This is a genomic window from Acidovorax sp. SUPP3434, assembly GCF_030159015.1.
GTDB lineage: Bacteria > Pseudomonadota > Gammaproteobacteria > Burkholderiales > Burkholderiaceae_C > Paracidovorax.
The window spans coordinates 80,822-102,323 of the sequence record NZ_BQXL01000009.1 but is presented as its reverse complement, the minus strand read 5'-3'; the positions used below and the strand labels follow the sequence as shown (position 1 = coordinate 102,323).

The 21,502-nt window shown below is 67.2% G+C and carries 19 protein-coding genes; 2 read left to right on the top strand and 17 right to left on the bottom strand.

Annotated elements, in window-relative coordinates:
- On the top strand, nt 1-813 hold the full coding sequence (locus AVKW3434_RS15125; protein WP_284406502.1) for an ABC transporter ATP-binding protein: 813 nt from the start codon (nt 1-3) through the stop codon (nt 811-813).
- 184 nt (nt 814-997) lie between these two features.
- Here the strand turns inward: AVKW3434_RS15125 and AVKW3434_RS15120 are convergent, their stop codons facing one another.
- The 9 genes from AVKW3434_RS15120 to AVKW3434_RS15080 all read right to left on the bottom strand — a co-directional run bounded on the left by AVKW3434_RS15120 (nt 998) and on the right by AVKW3434_RS15080 (nt 10,208).
- Complete coding sequence (locus AVKW3434_RS15120; RefSeq protein WP_284406501.1) at nt 998-1,660, bottom strand: methionine ABC transporter permease; 663 nt, start codon at nt 1,658-1,660, stop codon at nt 998-1,000.
- Complete coding sequence (locus AVKW3434_RS15115; protein ID WP_284406500.1) at nt 1,632-2,846, bottom strand: methionine ABC transporter ATP-binding protein; 1,215 nt, start codon at nt 2,844-2,846, stop codon at nt 1,632-1,634. The genes AVKW3434_RS15120 and AVKW3434_RS15115 overlap by 29 nt, the downstream gene beginning before the upstream one ends.
- Nucleotides 2,843-3,673, bottom strand: coding sequence for a MetQ/NlpA family ABC transporter substrate-binding protein (locus AVKW3434_RS15110; protein ID WP_284406499.1), 831 nt, complete (start codon nt 3,671-3,673; stop codon nt 2,843-2,845). Before AVKW3434_RS15110 ends, AVKW3434_RS15115 begins: the two co-directional genes overlap by 4 nt.
- Nucleotides 3,670-4,485, bottom strand: coding sequence for a MetQ/NlpA family ABC transporter substrate-binding protein (locus AVKW3434_RS15105; RefSeq protein WP_272566556.1), 816 nt, complete (start codon nt 4,483-4,485; stop codon nt 3,670-3,672). The genes AVKW3434_RS15110 and AVKW3434_RS15105 overlap by 4 nt, the downstream gene beginning before the upstream one ends.
- Before the next feature lie 80 nt (nt 4,486-4,565).
- Nucleotides 4,566-5,396: a MetQ/NlpA family ABC transporter substrate-binding protein gene (locus AVKW3434_RS15100; protein ID WP_284406498.1), complete on the bottom strand. Its 831-nt coding sequence runs from the start codon at nt 5,394-5,396 to the stop codon at nt 4,566-4,568.
- Nucleotides 5,393-6,814, bottom strand: a complete 1,422-nt coding sequence (locus tag AVKW3434_RS15095) for an LLM class flavin-dependent oxidoreductase (RefSeq protein ID WP_284406497.1) — start codon at nt 6,812-6,814, stop codon at nt 5,393-5,395. The genes AVKW3434_RS15100 and AVKW3434_RS15095 overlap by 4 nt, the downstream gene beginning before the upstream one ends.
- Nucleotides 6,815-6,834: 20 nt before the next feature.
- Nucleotides 6,835-7,659 carry a MetQ/NlpA family ABC transporter substrate-binding protein gene (locus tag AVKW3434_RS15090; RefSeq protein ID WP_284406496.1) on the bottom strand — a complete coding sequence of 275 codons (825 nt, stop codon included), beginning with the start codon at nt 7,657-7,659 and terminating at the stop codon, nt 6,835-6,837.
- 31 nt (nt 7,660-7,690) lie between these two features.
- Complete coding sequence (locus AVKW3434_RS15085) at nt 7,691-8,956, bottom strand: SfnB family sulfur acquisition oxidoreductase (protein ID WP_284406495.1); 1,266 nt, start codon at nt 8,954-8,956, stop codon at nt 7,691-7,693.
- Between the two features lie 10 nt (nt 8,957-8,966).
- Complete coding sequence (locus tag AVKW3434_RS15080) at nt 8,967-10,208, bottom strand: SfnB family sulfur acquisition oxidoreductase (RefSeq protein ID WP_284406494.1); 1,242 nt, start codon at nt 10,206-10,208, stop codon at nt 8,967-8,969.
- Between the two features lie 184 nt (nt 10,209-10,392).
- Between AVKW3434_RS15080 and AVKW3434_RS15075 the strand changes: the two genes are divergently transcribed.
- Nucleotides 10,393-11,357, top strand: a protein-coding gene (locus tag AVKW3434_RS15075; RefSeq protein WP_284406493.1) for an IS5 family transposase whose coding sequence is annotated in 2 segments (ribosomal slippage) — nt 10,393-10,686 and nt 10,689-11,357 — 963 coding nt in all. Because the reading frame shifts where the segments join, the coding sequence is not laid out codon by codon here.
- A 161-nt stretch (nt 11,358-11,518) separates the two neighbouring features.
- On the opposite strand, the gene AVKW3434_RS15070 is transcribed toward AVKW3434_RS15075, so the two are convergent.
- The 8 genes from AVKW3434_RS15070 to sfnG form a co-directional block, all read right to left on the bottom strand.
- Nucleotides 11,519-12,802 carry a serine/threonine protein kinase gene (locus AVKW3434_RS15070; RefSeq protein WP_502869094.1) on the bottom strand — a complete coding sequence of 428 codons (1,284 nt, stop codon included), beginning with the start codon at nt 12,800-12,802 and terminating at the stop codon, nt 11,519-11,521.
- Between the two features lie 1,017 nt (nt 12,803-13,819).
- Nucleotides 13,820-14,590 (bottom strand): ABC transporter ATP-binding protein, encoded by a 771-nt coding sequence (locus AVKW3434_RS15060; protein ID WP_284406491.1) that lies wholly within the window; start codon nt 14,588-14,590, stop codon nt 13,820-13,822.
- 17 nt (nt 14,591-14,607) lie between these two features.
- Entirely contained in the window at nt 14,608-15,936 is a 1,329-nt protein-coding gene (locus AVKW3434_RS15055) for an acyl-CoA dehydrogenase family protein (protein WP_284406490.1), read from the bottom strand.
- 34 nt (nt 15,937-15,970) lie between these two features.
- Nucleotides 15,971-17,302 carry an ABC transporter substrate-binding protein gene (locus tag AVKW3434_RS15050; protein ID WP_284406489.1) on the bottom strand — a complete coding sequence of 444 codons (1,332 nt, stop codon included), beginning with the start codon at nt 17,300-17,302 and terminating at the stop codon, nt 15,971-15,973.
- A 61-nt stretch (nt 17,303-17,363) separates the two neighbouring features.
- Nucleotides 17,364-18,404 carry a branched-chain amino acid ABC transporter permease gene (locus AVKW3434_RS15045; RefSeq protein WP_284406488.1) on the bottom strand — a complete coding sequence of 347 codons (1,041 nt, stop codon included), beginning with the start codon at nt 18,402-18,404 and terminating at the stop codon, nt 17,364-17,366.
- Between the two features lie 4 nt (nt 18,405-18,408).
- The gene (locus AVKW3434_RS15040) at nt 18,409-19,305 is read right to left on the bottom strand and encodes a branched-chain amino acid ABC transporter permease (RefSeq protein WP_284406487.1); all 897 of its coding nucleotides are present in this window, start codon (nt 19,303-19,305) and stop codon (nt 18,409-18,411) included.
- Nucleotides 19,305-20,219: an ABC transporter ATP-binding protein gene (locus AVKW3434_RS15035; RefSeq protein ID WP_284406486.1), complete on the bottom strand. Its 915-nt coding sequence runs from the start codon at nt 20,217-20,219 to the stop codon at nt 19,305-19,307. The genes AVKW3434_RS15040 and AVKW3434_RS15035 overlap by 1 nt, the downstream gene beginning before the upstream one ends.
- A gap of 112 nt (nt 20,220-20,331) precedes the next feature.
- Nucleotides 20,332-21,489 (bottom strand): dimethylsulfone monooxygenase SfnG, encoded by a 1,158-nt coding sequence (gene sfnG, locus AVKW3434_RS15030; protein WP_284406485.1) that lies wholly within the window; start codon nt 21,487-21,489, stop codon nt 20,332-20,334.
- Nucleotides 21,490-21,502: the final 13 nt, after the last annotated feature.

Genomic DNA, 21,502 nt, shown 5'->3' with positions numbered 1-21,502 from the left:
ATGACTGCATTGCAAGACGCCATCGCTCCAGCGTCTCTCGCTGTGGGCGGCCCGCTGCTGCAGGCCCAGGATGCGAAGGGCGACCCGCTGCTGCAGGCCCGCGTGCGCCGCAAGGCCTATGGCGACAGGCCGGTTTTGCAGAACGTGCAACTGGACATCGCCCCCGGCGAAGTGGTCAGCCTGGTGGGCGCGAGCGGCTGCGGCAAGAGCACGCTGCTGCGCATCGTCGCGGGGCTGGACACGCAGTACGACGGCCACGTGCGCCTGGCCGGCGAGCCGCAGCAGGGCATCACGCAGGACATCGGCTTCATCTTCCAGGAGCCGCGCCTGTTCCCCTGGCTCACCGTGGCCGAGAACGTGGCGTTCGATCTAGGGCGCGCCGGGCGGAGTCACCCGCAGGTGCGCGAGCTGCTGGCCGAAGTGGGGCTGGCGGGCTTCGAAGGCCGCTTGCAGAAGCAGCTGTCCGGCGGCCAGGCGCAGCGCGTGGCCATCGCCCGGGGCCTGTTCACGCGGCCGCGCCTGCTGCTGCTGGACGAGCCCTTTTCGGCCGTCGATGCCTTCACCCGCGCGCGGCTGCAGCAGCTGCTGGCCGAGGTGGCGCACCGCCACGGCCTGGCGCTGCTGCTGGTCACGCACGACGTGGACGAGGCGCTCATCCTGAGCGACCGCGTGGTGGTGCTGGAGGCGCGCGCCGGCGCCGAGCTGCAGGTGATCGACAACCCGCTGCCCCGCCCGCGCCGGCGCGAAGACGCATCGCTGGGTACCCTGCGCGTGCGGGTGCTGGACGCGCTGCGCCACGCCCACGCGTTCTGACGGGCGTGGCCGGGGCGCGGCGGCGCATTTGATTGCTATATATTCGATAGCAATACGCCCTAGTGAATCATGCGCTGGAGGCCGATTTGGCTTGAACCCCCTGGAAGACGGGCTGCTGACGCGCATCCCGTTTCCCAGGGGCGCGGCCAGCCCCACGGTGGCACCACCGGTCGCCCGCCACGGGCTACCGGCTGCGCAGCCAGCGCACCCACCGGTCGCCGCTGAACTGCACCAGCGACACCAGCGCGATCAGCACGGCGATGACGATCAGCATCACCTGCGTGTCGAAGCGCTGGTAGCCGTAGCGGATCGCCAGGTCGCCCAGCCCGCCCGCGCCCACCGCGCCCGCCATGGCGGACGAGCTGATCAGCGCCACCAGCGTGATGGTGAAGCCGCCGACGATGCCGGGCAGTGCCTCGGGCAGGTACACGTGCCAGACGATGTGCCACTTGCGGCAGCCCATGGCCTGCGCGGCCTCGATCAGGCCCGGGTCCACCTCGCGCAGGCTCACCTCGGCGATGCGCGCGAAGAACGGCGTGGCACTGATGGCCAGCGGCACGATGGCGGCCCACACGCCGATGGTGGTGCCGGTGACCAGCCGCGTGAACGGAATCAGCGCCACCAGCAGCACGATGAAGGGCGTGGCCCGAAAGACGTTGACCACGCTGCCCACGCCGCGGTGGATGCGCGGCGAGGCGAGGAAGCCTCCGGGCGCCGTCACGATCAGCAGCACCGCCAGCGGAATGCCCGCCACGAAGGCGATGGCGGCCGACGTGCCCACCATGGTCAGCGTGTCGAGAAACGCCTGGGTGTAGCGCTCAAAGGGAATGCTCAACGTCAGCGACATGGCCGATCACCTCGATGGAATGGGCAATGGCGCCAGGGCCTTGCACCAGATGGACGAAATCAGGCAGCGTCACCGTGCCGGGCAGCGACACGATGAGCCGGCCCTGCGCATGGCCGCGAATGCGGTCCACGCCGCCGTGCACCAGCCTGACGGGGCTGTGCAGGGCCTGGGCGATGCGCGCGAAGTCGGGCTCCAGCCCGCCTTCGCCGGTGTAGCCCAGGCGCAGGATGCGCTGGTAGCCGCCCTGCGCCGGCGGCTCGGCCTGCAGCCGCCCCTGCAAGTCGTCGGGCAGGCCGTGCTGCAGCGGCGCCAGCAGCGCGCGCGTGGCGTCGTGCTGCGGCGCGCCGAACACCTTCCACACCTCGCCCTGCTCGGCGATGCGGCCCTGCTCCAGCACCAGCACCTGGTCGGCGATCTCGCGGATCACGCTCATTTCGTGCGTGATGAGGATGACGGTGATGCCCAGCCGCCGGTTGATGTCGCGCAGCAGCTGCAGGATGGCATGCGTGGTCTCCGGGTCCAGCGCCGAGGTGGCCTCGTCGCACAGCAGGATCTCCGGCGCCGTGGCCAGCGCCCGGGCAATGCCCACGCGCTGCTTTTGCCCGCCCGACAGGCGCGCGGGGTAGGTGCGGTGCTTGTCCGAGAGGCCCACCAGGGCCAGCAGCTCCTCGACCCGCTGGTGGATGGCGGCGGGCCGCCAGCCGGCCACGCGCAGCGGCAGGGCCACGTTGTCGTACACCGTCTTGGCGGCCAGCAGGTTGAAGTGCTGGAAGATCATGCCGATGCGCCGGCGCAGCGCCACCAGGCCGTCGTCGTCCAGCGTGGCGATGTCGGTGCCATCCACCCGCACGCGGCCCGAGGTGGGCGACTCCAGCCGGTTGATGGTGCGCAGCAGGCTCGATTTGCCCGCGCCGCTGCGCCCGATGATGCCGAAGATGCTGCCCGCGGGGATCTGGAGGCTGATGTCCTCCAGCGCCGCCACCGGCCCGGCGGACGACGCGTACACCTTGCCGAGCTGCTCGAAGACCACGGAACCCGACGGTGCGCCAGTTTCCGCCGATGGTGCGGGCGGCGGTGCCGCCCCGGCGCGAGGCTGCGGTGCCCCGGCAGGCGCCGTGGCGGGGGAGGGGGCCGTGCCGGCAGCGCTGCGCCAGACGGGTGAAGGGGAGGCGGCGGTCAGGCTCATGGCGTCTTCCAGGGCAGCGTGTACAGCTTGGGGTCGTTGTTGAAGCGCGCGGACACCACCTCGCGCACCTTGGGCGACTGCTGGAACAGCTGCACGAAGCGGGCGATCTTCGGGTCCTGCACCTTGTCCTTGCGCGCGACGAAGCCCATGGCGTAGAACGAATCGTCAATGCCCGAATACAGCAGCGCGCGGCTGGCCTGTTCCTTCTTGCCGGCGTTGACGAAGTAGCTGGGCCACACCACGGCCAGGTCCACGTCCTGCAGCGAGTGGATGAGCTGCGGGCCCTCGATCTCGTAGAAGCGCAGCTTCTTCGGGTTCTCGACCACGTCGTTCACGCTGGCGCCCACGGCATTGCCCTGGCGCAGCTTGATGAGGCCGGCCTTCTGCAGCAGGAGCAGCCCGCGCCCCTGGTTCACCGGGTCGTTCGCCACCGACACCTTGGCGCCCTCGGGCACGTCCTGCAGCCGCTGGATGCGGTTGGAGTAGATGCCGATGTTCTGCAGCAGGCCCAGGCCCACCAACTGCAGCTGGTAGCCACGTTCCTTGATGGCGTTGTTCAAAAACGCCTGGTGCTGGAAGAAGTTCAGGTCGATGTCGCCGTTGTTCACGGCCTCGTTGGGCAGCGTCCAGTCGGTGAACTCGACCAGCTTCACCTCCAGGCCCTGGGCCTTGGCCTCGGCCACCACGGCCTCGACCGCGTCGGAGGTGACGCCGGGCGTGGAGCCGATGCGGATCACGTCGGCCGCGTGCACGGTGAGGGCGGAGGCGGCCAGCAGCCAGCCCAGGGCTGCGGCCTTGAAGTAGAAGAAGCGGGGCGCGCGCATCATTGCTGCGTCCAGGTCAGCACGTACAGGCGCTTGTCGCCCGCGAAGGCGCGGTCGATGGCCGCCTTCACTGCGTCGGAGTTCTGGAACACCTTCACGAACTTCTGGATCACCGGGTCCTGCGTGCGGCTGGCCTTGACCACGAACTGGATGGCGAAGCGCGCGTCTTCCACGCCCGAATACGCCAGCCCGCTGGACGGATCGAACGCCTTCGACGCCACGATGAAGTGCGGGTAGCCCTGGGCGATGTCCACATCGCCGGTGATGCGCACCAGCTGCGGGCCTTCCACCTCGACGAACTTCAGCTTCCTGGGGTTCTGCACGATGTCGTCCACCGTGCCGACGAAGCCCACGCCGGGCTTGAGCTGGATGAGGCCGGCCTTTTGCAGCAGCAGCAGGCCGCGGCCCTGGTTCACCGGGTCGTTGGCCAGGCCGACCTTGCCGCCCACCGGCACCTCGTTGATGGTCTTGTGCTTGAGCGAATACAGGCCGATGTTGGCCAGGAAGCTCGTGCCCGCGCTGGCCAGCTTGAAGCCGTTCTTCTGGATCGCGTTATCGAGGAACGGCTGGTGCTGGAAGAAGTTGATGTCCAGGTCGCCCGAGTCCACCGCCACGTTGGGCGTGGTCCAGTCGGTGAACTCGGTCACCGTGACGTCGATGCCCTGCGCCTTGGCGTCCTTGGCGGCGGCCGCGATGGCGTCGGCATACACGCCCGGCAGGACGCCGATGCGCAGCTTGTCGGCCGCATGGGCGGGCAGAGCGCCCAGCACGGAGAGGGCGAGGAGGGGTGCGAGAAAGAGGCGATGGAGTGGCATGTCAGGGGCCGCGGCAGGCGGTCGTTGGGGTGGGAGGAATCGAAGGTGAGGAAGGCGTCGGGGGCGAGTCCAGGAATGCGTCAATGCGCGGCCTTGGCGAGCCACGGCAGGCTGTAAAGCCGCTCATTGCCGGCGAAGGATTTGCCGATCTGCGCGCGCACGGCGGGCGAGTCTTGATAGACCTTCACGAAGCGCTGGATGCGCGGGTCCTGCGCGTTGTCCTGGCGCGCGACGAAGCGAATCGCATAGGCCAGGTCGTCGATGCCCGAATACAGCAGCGCGCTGCCCGCCACCTGGGGCTTGCCGGCATTGACGTAGTGCGCCGGGTAGCCCTGCGCCAGGTCCAGATCGTCGAGGGCGCGCACCAGTTGCGGGCCTTCGATCTCGGCAAAGCGCAGCTTCTTCGGGTTGGCCACGATGTCGTTCACGCTGCCGCGCGCGCCCACGCCGGGTTTGAGCTGGATGAGGCCGGCCTTTTCCAGCAGCAGCAGGCCGCGGCCCTGGTTCACCGGGTCGTTGGCCACGCCCACGCGGGCGCCGTCCTTCAGGTCGGCAAAGCGCTGCACCTTGAGCGAGTACAGGCCGATGTTGGGCAGCAGCCCCGTGGCCACGCTGACGAAGGCATAGCCGCGCTCGCGGATGGCGTTGTCCAGAAAGGCTTGGTGCTGGAAGTAATTGAGGTCGATGTCGCCCGCGGCCAGCGCGGTGTTGGGAGCGGTCCAGTCGGTGAACTCGACGACCTTCACGTCCAGCCCCTGCTGGCGTGCCTCCTGCGCGGCGACCTGCACGGAATCGGCCAGCGAACCGGGCGTCACGCCAATGCGCAGCGGTGACGCGGGTGTTTGCGCTGTCGCCGCTGCGGCAGCGAAGGCCGCGAGCCAGAAAAGAATGCGTTGGGCCAGGCGTTTCATGGCTGTGCTTCCAGGGCGGGATGGGGTTGGTGCAGCCGGTGGGCGGCGGCGCTGGGGGCCTGGCGCCGGAAGGCGTTCGCCGCATGCCGGGCCGGCAGCCGGTCGCCTTCGCCAAACAGGCGGCTGCGCAGCGTGCCTTCGGCGTATTCGGTCTTGTAGACGCCCCGACTCTGCAGCTCAGGGACCACGAGGTCGATGAAGTCCTCGTAGCTTTCGGGCACCACGGTGCGGCTCAGGTTGAAGCCGTCCACGCCGGTCTCGGCCACCCAGGACTGCAGTTCGTCGGCCACCTGCTGCGCATCGCCCACGATGGCCGGGTAGCGGCCGCCCAGCGCAAAGAGTTCGAGCAGCTTGCGGCGCGTCCAGCCGTGCTGCTGGGCCGTGCGGCTGGCCGATTCGATGGCGTTGCCGGGCGAGTAGTCCACCGGCGCGTCCAGGTCGTACTGCGCGAAGTCGATGCCGGTGCTGGCCGCGAAATGCGCCAGGCCCGCCTCGCGGCTGGCGTAGCGCAGGTAGTCCGCGTGCTTCTCGCGCGCCTCGGCCTCGGTGCGGCCCACCACCACCGCCGCGCCCACGAAGACCTTCACGTCATCGGGCCGGCGGCCGGCCCGCACCAGTTGTTCGCGCAGGGCCTGCACGGTCTTGCGCGCGGCCTCTTTGTTGGGGGGCGAGATGAACACGCACTCGGCATGGCGCGCCGCGAACTGCTGGCCCCGGCCCGAGCTGCCGGCCTGGAACAGCACCGGCGTGCGCTGCGGCGAGGGCTCGCTCAGGTGGTAGCCCTCCACGTCGAAATAGCGGCCGTGGTGCTGCACCTGGTGCACGCGCGCCGGGTCGGCGAACACGCGTGCGGCCTTGTCGCGGCGCACCGCGCCGTCTTCCCAGCTGCCCTCCCACAGCTGGTAGAGCACCTCCAGGTATTCGTCGGCCCGCTCGTAGCGCTCGTCGTGCGGCAGTTGCTGCGGCTGGCCCATGGCCCGCGCGGCACTGTCGAGGTAGCCGGTCACCACGTTCCAGCCGATGCGGCCTTGGGTCAGGTGGTCGAGCGTGGAAAAGCGCCGCGCCAGCAGGTAGGGCGCCTCGTACGACAGGTTCACCGTGACACCGAAGCCCAGGTGCTGCGTGGCGCCGGCCATGGCCGGCACCAGCAGCAGCGGGTCGTTCACCGGCAATTGGATGGATTCGCGCAGCGGCACGTCCACGTTGCCCTGGTACACGTCGTAGGTGCCCACGATGTCAGCCAGGAACAGGCCGTCGAACAGGCCGCGCTCCAGCGTGCGGGCCAGATCGGTCCAGTAGGCCAGCGTGCGGTAGTCGGTGCTGCGGTCGCGCGGATGCGTCCACAGGCCGTGGTTGATGTGGCCCACGCAGTTCATGTTGAACGCGTTGAGCAGGATGTGGCGCTTCGTTGGTGTCACGGTCGGTCCTTGTGCCGGTCTCAGCGCTTCAGCCAGGTCAGGCGGTAGAGCTTGGAATCGTTCAGGTAGAAGGCGTGGATCGCCTTGCGCACCGCGTCGGAGTTTTGGTAGATGGTCAGGAACTGCGCAATGCGCGGGTCCGCCGCCTTGTCCTTGCGCGCCACGAACTGGATGGCCCAGGAGTCGTCCTCATAGCTGGTGTAGGCCAGCCCCCGGGTCGCATCGAACGCCTTCGACGGAATGATGAAATAAGGAAAGCCCTGCGCCAGGTCCACGTCCTGCGTGGCGCGCACCAGTTGCGGGCCTTCGATCTCGATGAACTGCAGGTTCTTCGGGTTGGAGCGGATGTCGGCCTGCGTGCCCAGCAGCCCGGTGTCCGGGCGCAGCGTGATCAGCCCCGCGTGCTGCAGCAGGCGCAGGGCACGGCCGATGTTGACGGGGTCGCTGGCGATGGCGACCTTGGCGCCGTTGGGCACGTCGGCCAACGATCTATGTTTGGTGGAGTACAGCCCCAGGTACGACAGGATGCCGGGCTGCACGCTGACGAAGTTGAAGCCCTTGCTGCGCACGGCATTCGCCAGGTAGTTGCTGTTCTGGTAGTAGTTCAGGTCGATGTCGCCCGACTCCAGCGCCACGTTGGGGGTCGTCCAGTCGGTGAACTCCACCACCTGAATGTCCAGTCCCTGGGCCTTGGCCTCCTTGGCCGCCACCTCGACCGAGTCGGCAAAGATGCCCGGCACCACGCCGATCTTGAGCGGTGCGGCCAAGGCGCTGCCGGCGAACAAGGCCGCGCCGATGAACGTGGAGAACGTGAAAAGAGCGTGCAGAAAACGGCGTGGCTTCATGGTCGTCGCTGGGTCTTTGAAAAGGAAAAAATCAGATCGCGCCGTGGCGCGGCGGAATGCGGCCGTTGAGGTGGTAGTTGCCGATGGCGTGGTACTTCCAGCGCACCGGGTCGTGCAGCGTGTGGGTGCGCGCGTTGCGCCAGAAGCGGTCCAGGCCCTTCTGGCCCGTGGTGGCCGAGGTGCCGCCCAACTCGAAGAGGCGCGTGCCGGCATCCAGCGACGCCGTGGTGGTGAGCGCGCGCGCCTCGGCCACGGCGATGGAGGCCTCGGCCACGCGCTGCTCGGTCGGGTCGGCCTGGGCCGCATCGACGAAGCGGCCGGCGCGGCGCACCAGGGCCTCGGCCGCACGAATCTGCACGGCGGTCTCGCCCACCTGCTGGATCAGCAGCGGGTCGTCGGCGGCGCGCTCCACGCGCGCATCGATCCAGGGCCGGGCATGCTCGCGCACGAAGGGCAGCGTGGCCGCGAGCGCGCCCCGGGCCAGCCCCAGGTCGATGGCCGCGTGGAGAATCTGCGCCAGCGGGCCGATGGGGGTGGGCCGCTCGAACGAGGCCAGAAAGGGCACGACCCATTCGACCTCGACCCGCACGTCGTCGAACTGCACCGAGCCGCTGCCCGTCACGCGCTGGCCGAAGCCGTCCCAGTCGTCGGTGACATGCACGCCCTCGGCGGTGCGTGGAACGAAGGCGAGGTAGGTCACGTCGCGCCCGTCTTCCCTGGCCACGACCAGCGTGGGAATCCAGTGCGCATAGAGCGCCCCGGTGCAATAGAACTTGCGCCCCTGCACCCGAAAGCCCTCGCCATCGGGCACCAGGCGGGTGCGGCGCTGGAAGTCCTGGTGGCCGATCTCCGCCAACGCATTGCCGAAGCGATCGCCCGCCAGCACGCGGCCGTAGAAGAAGCGCTTTTGCGCGTCGGTGCCGCCCACGCGCAGCACCTCCAGCGCGTAGAAATGGTTCTGCGGAATCTGGCCGATGGAGCCGTCGGCCGCACTGACCAGCGCCGTGACCTCGGCCAGTGTGCCGGCCGATACGCCCGGGCCACCGTACTCGCGCGGCACCGTGATGGACCAGAGGCCGGTGGCGACGAAATCGTCCAGCGCGTCCCAGGGCAGCAGGCGCTCGCGGTCGCGCTGGGCCGCGCCGGGGGCGATGCGCGCGGCATAGCGCTGCGCGGCGGCAAGGGCCTCGGTGTCGGTGGCGATGCGATGCGGCGGCCGGGCCGCGGGCAGTGCCGGGGCGGGCTCCGCCGGCGTGAATGCGGCCGCGAGCGGTTCAATGGATTGCAACAGGGCCATGGGTTCGCTCTCAGTTCCAGGAATGCCGCGCGGGCAGGGCGCCATTCAGGCGGTGGTTGCCGATCAGGTGCAGCTTCCAGCGCACCGGGTCGTGCAGCGTGTGCACGCGGGCGTTGCGCCAGTGGCGGCCCAGGTTGGGCGCGGCCCGCGTGGCGGCCGAGCCGGCCAGCTCGAACAGCTTTTCGCTCGCCTCCAGCGCGATGCGCGTGGTCAGCACCTTGGCCTCGGCCACGGCCACCGAGGCACGGGCACTGTCCTCTGCGGTGACGGTGTCTTGCGCGGCCAGGGTGTCGAACAGCTCACCGGTCTCGCGCAGCACTTCGCGCGCGGCATGTAGGTCGATCTGCAGGCGCCCCACGTCGGCGATCACGTAGGGGTCGTCGTGCGCATGCTGCACGCCCGAATCCACCCAGGGCCGGGCGCGCTCGCGCACGAAGCGCTGCGCATCGGCCACGGCCGCTTCGGCAATGCCCTGGTCGATGGCCGCCTGCAACAGCTGCGACGAGGGGCCGTAGAGGCCCGGCCGGTCGGCCAGCTGCCACAGGGGCAGCACATCGTCGGCAGCGACCGGCACGTCATCGAACACCACGGTGCCGCTGGCGGTGGTGCGTTGGCCGAAGGCGTCCCAGTCGTCCACCACGGCCACGCCCGGCGCATCGCGCGGCACCCAGGCCTGCACGGCGCGGCCCGCGTCGTCGAGGGCCCGCACGGGAATGCGGTGCGCGAAGAGCGCGCCCGTGGAATAAAAGCGCTTGCCCGTCAGGCGCAGGCCGTGCGGCGAGGCGCGCAGGCGCGTGCCGCTTTGCAGGATGGTGGCCGCCCCATCCACCTTGCGCTCGGGCCCGGCATTGCCCAGCCGCCGGCCGGCCAGCACCTCGCCGTAGAAGCGCTGCTTCTGCGCCTCGGTGCCGATCTCGCGCAGCACACCCAGCACGCCGAAATGGTTCTGCGGAATCTGCCCGATGGACGGGTCGGCCGCGTTCAGGATCACGAACACCTCGGCCAGCGTGGTGTAGGACACCTGCGGGCCGCCGTAGGCGCGCGGCACGGTGATGGACCCTAAGCCGCTGGCGGACCAGCGTGTGAGTTCATCCCAGGGCAGGCGGCGATCGCGGTCGCGTTCGGAGGCGCCGGGTGCGAAGTCAGCCGCCAGTTGGTGCGCGGCGGCAATGGCTTGCGCATCGGTGGCGATCCGCGCCACGTCGGTGGGAATCTCGGGCAGGTGTTGTTGCAGTGCCGGTCTTGCAGTCATGCCCCGATTGGAGGGCGAGAGGCGGCTGCGTGGTGCGAAGGAATCGGCGCATCGATATGCGGGATTTGTTGTGGGGTGTTGCTGCGGGTGGCATATTGCCGGGTGCAGTTGCTTAGGGAAGGTCTGCATAAATCGCCCCACGACATGCTTGGCATGGAGATGAAGCCCTGAGACGGTACGTCACATGAAGCAGCACAGTCTGGGCTTGGGAATGACGGCGAAGCGAACGCGGCGGCGGGGATTCCTGGATGAGATGGAGAAGGTCGTACCGTGGGCCGAACTGGTGGCCCTGGTGTCGCCGTACCTACCCGAAGGCAAGCGGGGGCGTCCTCCGTTCCCGTGCGAGACCATGTTGCGTATCCATTTCATGCAGCAGTGGTTCGCGCTGAGCGACCCGCCGATGGAAGAAGCGCTGCACGACATGCCGGTATTCCGCGAGTTCGCAGGGCTTGAAGGCTGGGACGAGCGGCTACCCGACGAGAGAGCACGATCCTTCGGTTCCGGCATGTGCTGGAGAGGCACAAATTGGCTGCGCAAATCCTGCAGACCGTCAACGATCTGCTCAGCGCCAAGGGCGTGATGCTCAAGAGCGGCACGGTGGTGGATGCCACCTTGATCGCAGCACCCAGCTCGACCAAGAACAGCAGCGGAGAGCGCGACCCGGAGATGAAACAAAGCCGCAAGGGACAGCAGTGGTACTTCGGTATGAAGTGCCATATCGGAGTGGACGCCGACTCGGGCCTGGTGCATACCGTGCGCGGCACCAGTGGCGCGGTCAATGATGTGATCGAGGCCAACAGTCTGGTGCGCGCAAGCGACCGGGATGTCTATGCCGATGCCGGCTACCAAGGCGCGGGCCAACGCCCTGATGCCAGGCGCGACGTGAATTGGCACATCGCCATGCGGCCCGGCAAACGTCGCCTGCTCGACCCGGCCAAACCGATCGAGGCCCTGACCGGGAAACTGGAGCGCGTGAAGGCCAGCATTCGGGCGCGGGTGGAACACCCTTTCCGAGTGATCAAGCGCCAGTTCGGCCACATCAAGGTGCGCTACCGAGGGCTGGTCAAGAACACCGCGCAGTTGCACACGCTGTTTGCGTTGGTCAATCTGTGGCTGGTGCGGCGTAAATTGCTGGCGGCAATGGCATGAGTGCGTCTGCAGTTCGCCAAGGGCAGCCAATCTGCCGCCGCGTGCACCCAAGGTGAGGAAAAAAGGACCTGGGCTGCCTTGTACATCAACGGGCTGAGTGCTTCGGCACACTCATGCGTGTGTTGTGCAGACCTTCCTTAGAGCACGTGGCGCTGATGACCCTAAATTGGCAAAATTGTGCTTATAAAGGGATGGTAGTCTGATCTTGATTTTCCGATATTGCGAGCACACCGGTAAAAATAATCTTGAAACTCCATTGCTGTAATTTCGATAGCTATTCTTTTTGCTATTAAATCTGATATTTTATCAGAACAGAGGTTAAGGACGATTTCCATCACAAACCACCTGTTGTGATCGTAGGCGAGTTTTGCTGCTGAAAGTGCTGCGAGGGCTTTAATTTCTATATCTCCAATGTTGAAAATGGATTCAAGTCTTTTGCCGACTACGTCGCAGTATTCGAATGAAAAACCTCCTCTTTGGATCCAGTCGCAGTATTCAATAATTACTGACTTCCAGTAATCGCTGTCGATCTGTGCAAAATTCAAAATGGATTCATCGGTCATCGCTTTGAATACTCTATTTAGATCTGCTTTTGGTAAATCCGTTTGCAGGTAGCGAGCAAAAGCATGAAGGGTCGGGGTGTTCCAGTTGCTTGGGTCTGCTAGCCACAAAGCCCACCCTAATGCATCACCGCTAGCAAAAGAAGCGCCAGTTGTCTGTTCTGCAATAGTTGCTAATGCACTGCGAAGCGCCTGAATGCTCTGAAATCGCCGCTCTGGCTTTGACTCCGTGCATTTTTCAATGATCGCGCCTATATCGCCAGGTGCGGTGTGTCGGCTATAAGGTATTCGATATGTGGTGCCGTAAACGTCATGAAGTATGCAGCCAAAAGCGTAGATGTCGGCCGCAGAGCTAACATGTCCGAAATCACTTCTTTGTTCAGGCGCGCAATAAGCCTCTGTTGCCCATGATGAGTGCATTGAGGTTAATTTGGTTGTATCTGTAGGTGGTGGCAGAATCAATCCAAAATCTGCTAGCTTCCAGCGGCCCTGATGTTTAAGTACGTTCTGCGGCTTCAAGTCTCGATGAACATATCCGAGCCCGTGAAGTTCCTCCAGCGCATTGAGTACATCAGCGAGGCCGGCACTTATCTCTGTGGCGTCCTTTTCGTGAATGGCTGTATATAGCGTTTTTTCTGCTAATGGCATGATATACCATGGCTTGTCTCCACTCAGATCGGAGCTGAGGATTTCCATGAAAGCGGGAGAGTTAAGTTGAGACTGAACGCTGCACTCCCGGATGAAACGTTTTTTCATCTTTTCCCACTCGCTCTCGCTGGCATTTAAAGTGGGGGAGAAAACTTTACGGGCGAATTGTTGCCCTTGATCAACTACAAGCTCAACTTTTCCGAAGCCCCCTTGAGCAATGTTTCTAATGAATTGCATAATCTTCTCCTTAAGCGAAGGATTAAATATACTGCAAAGTTCCAAGGTGTTGAATAGCCCACCCTGAACGATTTCTTTCTCGGCGCACAGGTATGGACAGCTACCAAGCGCAGCGATTAGTTCCTGCATCGAAAAGCCGAAGCAGGCCGCAACGCGGCAAAGATTAGACGCCGGTTGTGCCGCACCGCACATCACCGCGTGCATCGCATCGCCCAGCGCACCCTTGAGCGGATGCGGTACAGCTGAACATCCTCTTCATGTACCAATAGAGGGCTCGATGGATGGCGTTTCCTCTAGCATTCAGGCTCCATGGATCGATAGGCAGTCCGGTCTTCAGCAACTCGCCATAGAAGAATTGCTAGTACAGGTTCTCTCAACAGTAGCCAATACGGCCTCGTCGAAGGCGCCGGCGGTGTGCTGCAGCTATAGCAGCTGGCCACAAGGCGCGGCGATAAAGCGGGGTGAGGCACGACCGGAGATGGACGAGGCCGCAAACGTGCGCTCGATCTCCGACCAGTCGATGAGCAGCGCGGCCATCCGCACTAGCGTGTGCTTCAGGTTAATCTGCTTGTCCAATCGCGAACAAAACAGGTCGGCCGTTTGAGAAGACTTCGGAAATATCGGGCTCTTCGACGGGAATTTTCAGGAAACAGGTCAAACCATACCTTGCAAATCCTGCGCCCTTCAGCTCGAAGTGCCGTGGGGCGCCCTTGAGGTCACACCTCACGTACATCCAATAACATCCAGAACCGTCCAGACAGAGCGGATATTCCCTCACCTCTCCGCGCTTCTATGCACTCGGATCGTGCAGCAAATGTGTGCGGATATTGCGCCTGAAGATGTCCAGCCCCGCCGCATTTGCCGTGCAGCGGGCGCCGTTCGCTTCGAAGAGCCGGGTGACGATTTACAGGCCCGCGTCCAAGGTTATCTGCTTGGCGGCGGCTGGCGCAGGGCGCCGCTGGCGATATCCAGGTAGAACTCGGCGCAGAGGTGCTGGATGTCCGGCAGCTCCAGAACTCAGGCCGCGAGCGTTTCCGCGCCCTGCCCAAAGTAGAACTGCCGAATATCATCCCGCTCCCGCAGCACATCCGCCGGGCCCGACAGCACCGCCCGCCCCGCATCCAGCACCGTAGCCCGATCCGCATACTGCAGCGCCACCGCAGAGTTCTGCTCCGCCACCAGCAGCGTCAAACCTTCCTCGCGGTTCAGGCGCTTGAGCTGCGCGAAGATCTCCTGCACCACACGCGGCGCCAGGCCCATCGAGGGCTCGTCCAGCACCAGCAGGCGCGGGCGTGACATCAGCGCCCGGCCGATGGCGGTCATCTGCTGCTCGCCGCCGGATGCCAGGCCTGCGGGCGTGCGCCGCTTGTCGCGCAGGCGCGGGAAGAGGGCGTACACCCGCTCCAGGTCGTGCGCGATCTCGCTGCGCCGGGCGCTGCGGCCCAGTGCGCCGGTGACCAGGTTGTCCTCCACCGACAGGCTGGGAAAGCAGTGCCGGCCTTCCAGCACCGGCACCAGCCCGGCGCGCACCAGGGTGGCGGGGCTGGCGTGTGCCACGTCCTGCCCGTCGTAGGTGATGCGGCCTGCGGTGATCTGCCCGCGCTCGGCCGGCAGCAGGTGCGACACGGCCTTGAGCGTGGTGGACTTGCCGGCGCCGTTGGCGCCCAGCAGCGCGTGGATCTCGCCGGCACGCACCTCGAAGCCCACGCCGTGCAGCGCGGCGATGGCGCCGTGGTACACGGCCTGCACCGCATCGACCGTGAGCAGCGCGGGGGGCGGGATTGCCATGGCGTTCACTCGCCCACTCAGGCCGCGCGGGCCAGGGGCCGCGCCTGCGCTGCATTGGCCGCGCCGGCATCGGTGGCCGGTGCGGGCGCTGATGCCGCGGGCCGGCCGGGGCCGGCGCCGATCTGCCACACATAGGGCGGCTCGGTGCCGTTGACGTGCCAGTCGCCCACGATGCGCGCCTTGTAGATCACGGGGTTGTGCGACGCCACGGTGCGCGCGTTGCGCCAGTGCCGGTCCAGCGACTGCGCGCTGCTGGCGGCCGATGCGCCCAGTCCGTTGAAGAACTGGCTGGCGGCGCGCAGCACCAGGTCGGTGAGCGCCACCTGGCCCTGCGCGGATTCCAGCTCGGCCTCGATGTTGGCCTGCTTTTCCTGCTCGGGCGTGCCGTGCCAGTGCGCGTCGTAGGCGCGCTGGGCGGCGAAGGCGGCGCGCACGGCGGTGGCTTCGGCTGCATAGGCGATGGCCGAGACCTCGCCCACCACCTGCTGCACCTGCACGTCCTGCGCCACGCTGGGTGCGTTGCCGGTGCTGAAGATGCGCTTTCGCCCGCGCACCTGGGCGGCCGCGTCGCGGGTGATGGCGCGGGCGATGCCGGCCAGCGTGGCCAGGTGGAACAGCTGGTAGAAGGCCGTCTGGTACTTGAAGCGGTCGGTGAACAGGAAGATGTTCTCTGGCTCCACCTCGGCGTTCTCGTACACCGAGGTGCCGCTGCCGGTGGTGCGCTGGCCGAAGCCGTCCCAGTCGTCGTGGTGCGTCACGCCGGGCTGGCGCGCGCGCACGGCGGCGATCACGTCCAGGCCCTCGCCGTCGCCCGGGCCGTCGCGGCGGGCGTACAGGTCGATCCAGTCCGCGAAGATGCTGCCGGTGCTGTAGAACTTGCGGCCGTTGACCACCCAGCGCCCGTCCGCCTTTGGCGTCACGCGCGTGATCACGTCGCCGATGGCCACGTTGCCCACTTCGGTCCAGGCGTTGCCTGCCAGTTCGCCGTCTGCGAAGCGCTGCAGCCACACGATGTTGGCCGCGTCGCGCGGGGCGTTGAGGCGGTCTTCGACGAAGGCGAAGTGCCCGCGCAGCGCCTGCACGGTGTTGGAGTCGGCCTCGGCCAGCTCCACCAGCAACTGGAAGAGCTGCGGCAGCGTGGCGCCGTCGCCGCCGTGCTCCACGGGCACGCGCAGGGCGCCGAAGCGGGCGTCCTTGAGCCACTGGATGGCATCGTGGCCCAGTTGGCGCTGCTGCTCGCGCTGCAGCGCCGTGGCCTGGATGCGCGCGAAGATCGGGCGGTATTTTTCGGCAATGGCTTCGTAGTCGGGGCCGAGGATCGAAGGGGTGCGATAGAGGTCGGTCATGGCGTCGCTCCGGGTGGGATGAAGAAGGGGCGGGTCAGTCGTCGATGCTCTGGCGCACCTTCACGTTCTTTTCCTTGGCATAGGCCAGGGACGACTTCTCGATGATCGGGCGCAGCAGCTTCCAGTCCGGCGCGATCCAGTCGGAGACGACCTTCCACTGCGTGCCGTCCCACTGCTGGAAGGCCACGCGGCCGTCGCCTTCGTGGTTGTCCCAGGTCACGTGGATGGAATGGAACAGGCCCTTGGCGCCCAGGGCGGCGGCGCGGGCTTCGTCGATCTTCAGGTTCTCCAGGCCCCAGCGCACTTCGTCGCCAGTCAAGGTGCGCTTGCCGAACTTCGCCTGCGCGATGCGGATGGCCTCGACGTTCAAGATGCCGTTGAGCACGCCCAGGTTGTGGTACACGCTGCCGATGCGCTTCTTGTCCTGCAGGTTGCCCTTGCCGGCGTCATACACCGTCTTCACGATGTCCTGCAGCACGGGGTATTGCGTGCCGGGCGCCACCGAGGTGATGGCGACGTAGCCCTTGGCGGCGTCGCCCGCGGGGATCACGTCTTCCTCGGAGTTGGACCAGATGTTGCCCACGATGCGGTCGGCCGGAAAGCCGGTCTTCTGCGCGGTCTTGAGCGCCACCGGGTTCATCACGCCCCAGCCGCGCAGCACCACGAAGTCGGGCTTGGCACGGCGGATGGTCAGCCACTGCGACTGCTGTTCGTTGCCGGGGTGCGGCACCTCGATCTGCTGCACCGTGAAGCCGTACTGCTTGGCCAGCAATTCATAGATCGGAATGGTCTCCTTGCCGTAGGGCGAGCCGTGGTACAGCACCACGATCTTCTTGCCCTTGAGCTTCTCCGTGCCGCCGGCCTTGGTGCCCAGATAGTTCACGATGCCCGAGGTCTCGCTGTACGGGTTGACCAGCAGCGGGAAGATGTACTTGAACACGCGCCCGTCGGTGGTGTCGGTGCGGCCGTGGTTGATGGTGAGCAGCGGCACCTTGTCGGCCGTCACCCGGTCGATCAGCGCGTAGGCGATGCCCACCGACAGCGGGTTCCACGCGGCGATGCCGGGGCGCGTCTTGAGGCGCTCGTACACCTCCACGCCGCGCTCTACCTCGTACTGCGTCTCGCCTTCCTCCCAGGTCAGCTTGACACCGCCCACGCCGCCGTCGCGCGTGTTGACGAGGTTCAGATAGTCGATGAAGCCGCCGAAAAATCCCGTGCCGCCGGCCGCATAGGGGCCGACGCGGTAGCTTTGCAGCGGGAAGAACTGTTCCTGGGGTTTGGCGGCCTGGGCCTGGGCGGCCTGCAGCCCGGCAAGTGCCAGCGCGGCGGCCAGCAAGGCGGTTTTCAGAGGACGGACGAGGGACATGCGATGCGCTCCTGTGGAGAGAAAGGAAGAGGGGAATGGCGGGGTGCGGAAAAGGGACTGGTCAGGCGCCCTGCGGGGGCGGCGGCCGCGTGCGCTGCAGCCGGGCGACTGCCCGCTCCCACAGCGCCGCCAGGCCGCGCGGCTCGGCGATGAGAAAGCCCACGATGAGCGCGCCCAGGGCGATGCGCTGGCACAGCTCCAGCACGCCTGAGTCGAACCACTGGCCCAGCAGCAGGCTGCCCAGGCGCGAGAGCAACAGCGGGAACACGACGATCAGCGCCGCGCCCAGGAAGGCGCCGCGCAGCGTGGCCAGGCCGCCGATGATGACGATGAAAAGGATCTGGAACGAGCGGTCGAGGTTGAAGCCCGCCGGCTCCACCGTGCGCAGGTAGACGAAACCCCACAGCACGCCCGCCACGCCGATCACGAACGACGACAGCGCAAAGGCCAGCAGCTTGGCGCGCAGCACCGGCACGCCGATCACGCGGGCGGCCAGTTCGTTGTCGCGCACGGCGATGAAGTGGTGGCCGGTGGGCGTGCGGGTCACGCGCCAGACCAGCGCCGTCAGCACGGCCACCACCGTCAGCGCGAACAGGTAGCGGCCCGTGGGCGTGTCGAAGGCCACGCCCGCCACGGCGATGGGCGGTGCGTCGATCACGCCCGAGGGGTTGTGGTTGCTGAACCAGCCGAATTTCGTCAGGGCCCATTGCACGAAGAACTGCGCCGCCAGCGTCGACACGGCCAGGTAGAAGCCGCGCAGCCGCAGGCTGGGCAGGCCGAACACCACGCCCACCACCGTGGCGGCCACGCCGCCCAGCGCCATGGCCGCCAGCAGCGGCAGGCCATCGACGCGCAGCTGGAAGTTGTAGGCCGCATAGGCGCCCACGGCCATGAAGGCGGCCGAGCCCAGCGAGAGCTGGCCCGCGTAGCCCGTGAGCAGGTTCAGCCCCACGGCGGCCAGCGACAGGGCGAGGAAGGGAATCAGCAGCGCGTCGAACACGTAGTCGGTGGCCAGCAGCGGCACCAGGCCGTAGGCCAGCACCAGCGCGATGGCAGGCGTCGCCCAGAGGGGCCAACGTGCGGGTTGAAAGTGGCGTGCCATGGCGTCAGGCCCTTTCCACCGGCCGCTGCCCGAACAGGCCGCCGGGCCGCACCAGCAGGAACAGCAGCGCGGCGGCGTAGGCGAACCAGCTTTCGATGCCGCCGCCCACGTAGGCGCCCAGGTACACCTCGGCCAGCTTTTCCAGCGCGCCGATGATGAGCCCGCCCACGATGGCGCCCAGGATGGAGTCGAAGCCGCCCAGCACCAGCACCGGCAGGGCCTTGAGCACCACCAGCGACAGCGAGAACTGCACGCCCAGCCGCGCGCCCCACAGCAGCCCGGCCACCAGCGCGATCACGCCGGCGGCGGACCACACGGTGGCCCAGATCACCGGCAGGCGCAGGCCCACGGCCAGGGCGGCGAAGGTGTCGTCGGCCACCGCGCGAAACGCCAGGCCCACGCGGGTGTAGCGAAAGAATGCCGACAACACCGCCACCATCACCGCCGCCACGCCGGCCGCGAACAGGTCGAAGGTGGAGACCAGCACGCCCGCGATCTCGATGGGCGCATCGGAGACGCCCAGCTCCAGCGAATGCACCTGCGTGCCCCACACCAGCTGGGCCACGCCTTCGATCACGTACGACAGCCCCAGCGTGGCCATGAACAGGGTGATGGGCGGCTGGTTGACCAGCGGGCGCAGCACCACGCGTTCGATGGCCAGGCCCAGCGCCACCATCAAAGCGAAGGTCACGCCCAATGCGAGGGCGAACGGCAGGCCGCGCTCGACCAGGCTCACGAAGGTGAGCGCCGCGAACAGCAGCTGCGCGCCCTGCGCGAAGTTGAGCACGCCCGAGGTCTTGTAGATCAGCACGAAGCCGATGGCCACCAGCGAATACATCACGCCGGACAGCAGCCCGCCGATCAGCACCTCGGCGAGGAAGGCGAAGTCGAAGCCTTCCATCACGGCGCCTCCGCAGGCGGTGTGGAGGCTTCTTCCCCGTGCGCCACGCCCAGGTAGGCGTCGATCACGGCCGGGTCCTCGCGCACCTCGGCGGGCGTGCCGTCGGCGATCTTGCGGCCGTAGTCCAGCACCGCCACGCGGTCCGACAGGCCCAGCACGATGCCGATGTCGTGCTCGATGAGCACCACCGCCGCGCCGTGCCGATCGCGCGCGGCGCGGATCAGCGCGGCCATCTCGCTCTTCTCGCCCGCGGTGGTGCCGGCCAGGGGTTCGTCCAGCAGCAAGAGGCGCGGGCGCGCCACCAGCGCGCGCGCCAGCTCCACGCGCTTTTGCAGGCCGTAGGGCAGGCCACCGGCCAGCCGGTCCTGCACGCTGCCCAGCCCCAGGAAGTCGATGGCCTCGCGCGCCTGCTCGCGCGCATCGCGCCACTCGCGCCGCGCCCGGCCCCAGCCCAGCACCTGCTCGGCAAAGCTGGCGCGCGCCGCATGCACGCGGCCCAGGGCGATGTTGTCGCGCACGGAGAGGCCCTTGAACAGCGCCAGGTTCTGGAAGGTGCGCGCTACGCCCAGGTGCGCCAGGCGGGGCGTGGGCACCTGGGCGAATGAATCGCCGCCGATGTGCACGCGGCCGGCGTCGGGCCGGTACAGGCCGCTGATGATGTTGACCAACGAGCTCTTGCCCGCGCCGTTGGGCCCGATGATGGCGCGCAGCTCGCCCGGCGCCACGCGCAGGTCGATGCCGCGCAGCGCATGCACGCCGCCGAACGACAGGTCGATGCCTTGCAGTTCCAGCGCGGGCGGGGGTGACACCAGTTCGGCACCCGCGGCGACACCCGGCTGCCAGGCCGGGCGGCGCGGTGCAGCGGGTGCGATGGCAGGCGGTGCCAGGGTGCCGTCGAACAATGTGCTGGACATGGTGGTGCAGGGCTCGTGGGCAAGGCTGCGCCCGGCGCCGCCTCGCGGGAGCGAGCGGCGTGCGGGGCGCTGGAGGCCGGTGGATGGATGTGTGGGTGAAGCCTGGTGCGGATCAGGCCGCCAGGGCCTCGGCAGGTGCTTCGGCCGTGGATGGAGCGTGCGCACCCGGCCCCCGCGCTTCCAGTTCGCGCACCAGCGGCAGCACCTTCTCGCCGAAGTACTCGACCTCTTCGATGAAGTGCAGGAAGCCGGCCAGGATCAGGTCCACGCCCACGGCCTTGAGCGCCACGATGCGCTCGGCGACCTGGCGCGGCGTGCCGATGAGGTTGGTGCGAAAGCCGTCGTTGTATTGCACCAGGTCCTCGAAGGTGGATTTCGCCCAGTTGCCCTCGCCCTCGGGCGAGGCCTGGCCGGCCTGCTTGGCCGCGTCGCCAAAGGCGTGCACGGCCTCCACATGGGCGTGGTCGATGATGTCCTTGAGCACCGCGCGGGCCTCTTCCTCGGTGTCGCGGGCGATGACGAAGGCGTTGATGCCGATGCGCACGCGGTGGCCCGTCTCGGCGGCCTTGGCCTGGATGTCGTCGATCTGCTTTTTCACGCCCTCGGGCGTGTTGCCGTTGGTGAAGTACCAGTCCGACACGCGCGAGGCCATGTCGCGCGCGGCGCGCGAGCTGCCGCCCTGGAAGATCTCCGGGTGGGGCTTTTGCACGGGCTTGGGGCTGAGCGTGTAGTTGTTGAAGCGGTAGAAGTCGCCCTTGAAGGTGAAGTTGTCCTGCGTCCAGATGCCCTTGAGCGCGCGGATGAATTCCTCGGAGCGGCGGTAGCGCTCGTCATGCTCCAGCCACGGCTCGCCGATGGCCTGGAACTCGCCCTTGAACCAGCCGCTCACCACGTTGATGGCGATGCGCCCCGCGGAAATGTGGTCGATGGTGGCGATCTGCTTGGCCACCACGGCCGGGCTCCACGGCCCGGGCAGGATGGCGGCCAGCACCTTCAGCTTGGTGGTGGCGTGCAGCAGCGCCTGGCTGAACGACACCGACTCGTGCTGGTACTCGGCGCCGTAGCCCGCGGTGAAGCGGATCTGGCTCAACGCGTAGTCGAAACCCGCCTTCTCGGCCGCCTGCGCCAGGCGCTGGTTGTATTCCAGGCTCCAGTCGGTGCGCTGGGCGATGGTGCTGACCACCAGCCCGCCGCTGACGTTGGGCACCCAGTAGGCGAAGCGGATGCCGGCGGCGGAGGAAGAAGAAGCGGAAGTCGTGTCGTGGCTCATGGCGATGCTCCTG

Coding starts and splice junctions, on each gene's coding strand:
- AVKW3434_RS15125 (WP_284406502.1), top strand. CDS start 1: ATGACTGCATTGCAAGACGCCATCGCTCCAGCGTCTCTCGCTGTGGGC.
- AVKW3434_RS15120 (WP_284406501.1), bottom strand. CDS start 1,660: ATGTCGCTGACGTTGAGCATTCCCTTTGAGCGCTACACCCAGGCGTTT.
- AVKW3434_RS15115 (WP_284406500.1), bottom strand. CDS start 2,846: ATGAGCCTGACCGCCGCCTCCCCTTCACCCGTCTGGCGCAGCGCTGCC.
- AVKW3434_RS15110 (WP_284406499.1), bottom strand. CDS start 3,673: ATGATGCGCGCGCCCCGCTTCTTCTACTTCAAGGCCGCAGCCCTGGGC.
- AVKW3434_RS15105 (WP_272566556.1), bottom strand. CDS start 4,485: ATGCCACTCCATCGCCTCTTTCTCGCACCCCTCCTCGCCCTCTCCGTG.
- AVKW3434_RS15100 (WP_284406498.1), bottom strand. CDS start 5,396: ATGAAACGCCTGGCCCAACGCATTCTTTTCTGGCTCGCGGCCTTCGCT.
- AVKW3434_RS15090 (WP_284406496.1), bottom strand. CDS start 7,659: ATGAAGCCACGCCGTTTTCTGCACGCTCTTTTCACGTTCTCCACGTTC.
- AVKW3434_RS15085 (WP_284406495.1), bottom strand. CDS start 8,956: ATGGCCCTGTTGCAATCCATTGAACCGCTCGCGGCCGCATTCACGCCG.
- AVKW3434_RS15080 (WP_284406494.1), bottom strand. CDS start 10,208: ATGACTGCAAGACCGGCACTGCAACAACACCTGCCCGAGATTCCCACC.
- AVKW3434_RS15070 (WP_502869094.1), bottom strand. CDS start 12,802: ATGCAATTCATTAGAAACATTGCTCAAGGGGGCTTCGGAAAAGTTGAG.
- AVKW3434_RS15060 (WP_284406491.1), bottom strand. CDS start 14,590: ATGGCAATCCCGCCCCCCGCGCTGCTCACGGTCGATGCGGTGCAGGCC.
- AVKW3434_RS15055 (WP_284406490.1), bottom strand. CDS start 15,936: ATGACCGACCTCTATCGCACCCCTTCGATCCTCGGCCCCGACTACGAA.
- AVKW3434_RS15050 (WP_284406489.1), bottom strand. CDS start 17,302: ATGTCCCTCGTCCGTCCTCTGAAAACCGCCTTGCTGGCCGCCGCGCTG.
- AVKW3434_RS15045 (WP_284406488.1), bottom strand. CDS start 18,404: ATGGCACGCCACTTTCAACCCGCACGTTGGCCCCTCTGGGCGACGCCT.
- AVKW3434_RS15040 (WP_284406487.1), bottom strand. CDS start 19,305: ATGGAAGGCTTCGACTTCGCCTTCCTCGCCGAGGTGCTGATCGGCGGG.
- AVKW3434_RS15035 (WP_284406486.1), bottom strand. CDS start 20,219: ATGTCCAGCACATTGTTCGACGGCACCCTGGCACCGCCTGCCATCGCA.
- sfnG (WP_284406485.1), bottom strand. CDS start 21,489: ATGAGCCACGACACGACTTCCGCTTCTTCTTCCTCCGCCGCCGGCATC.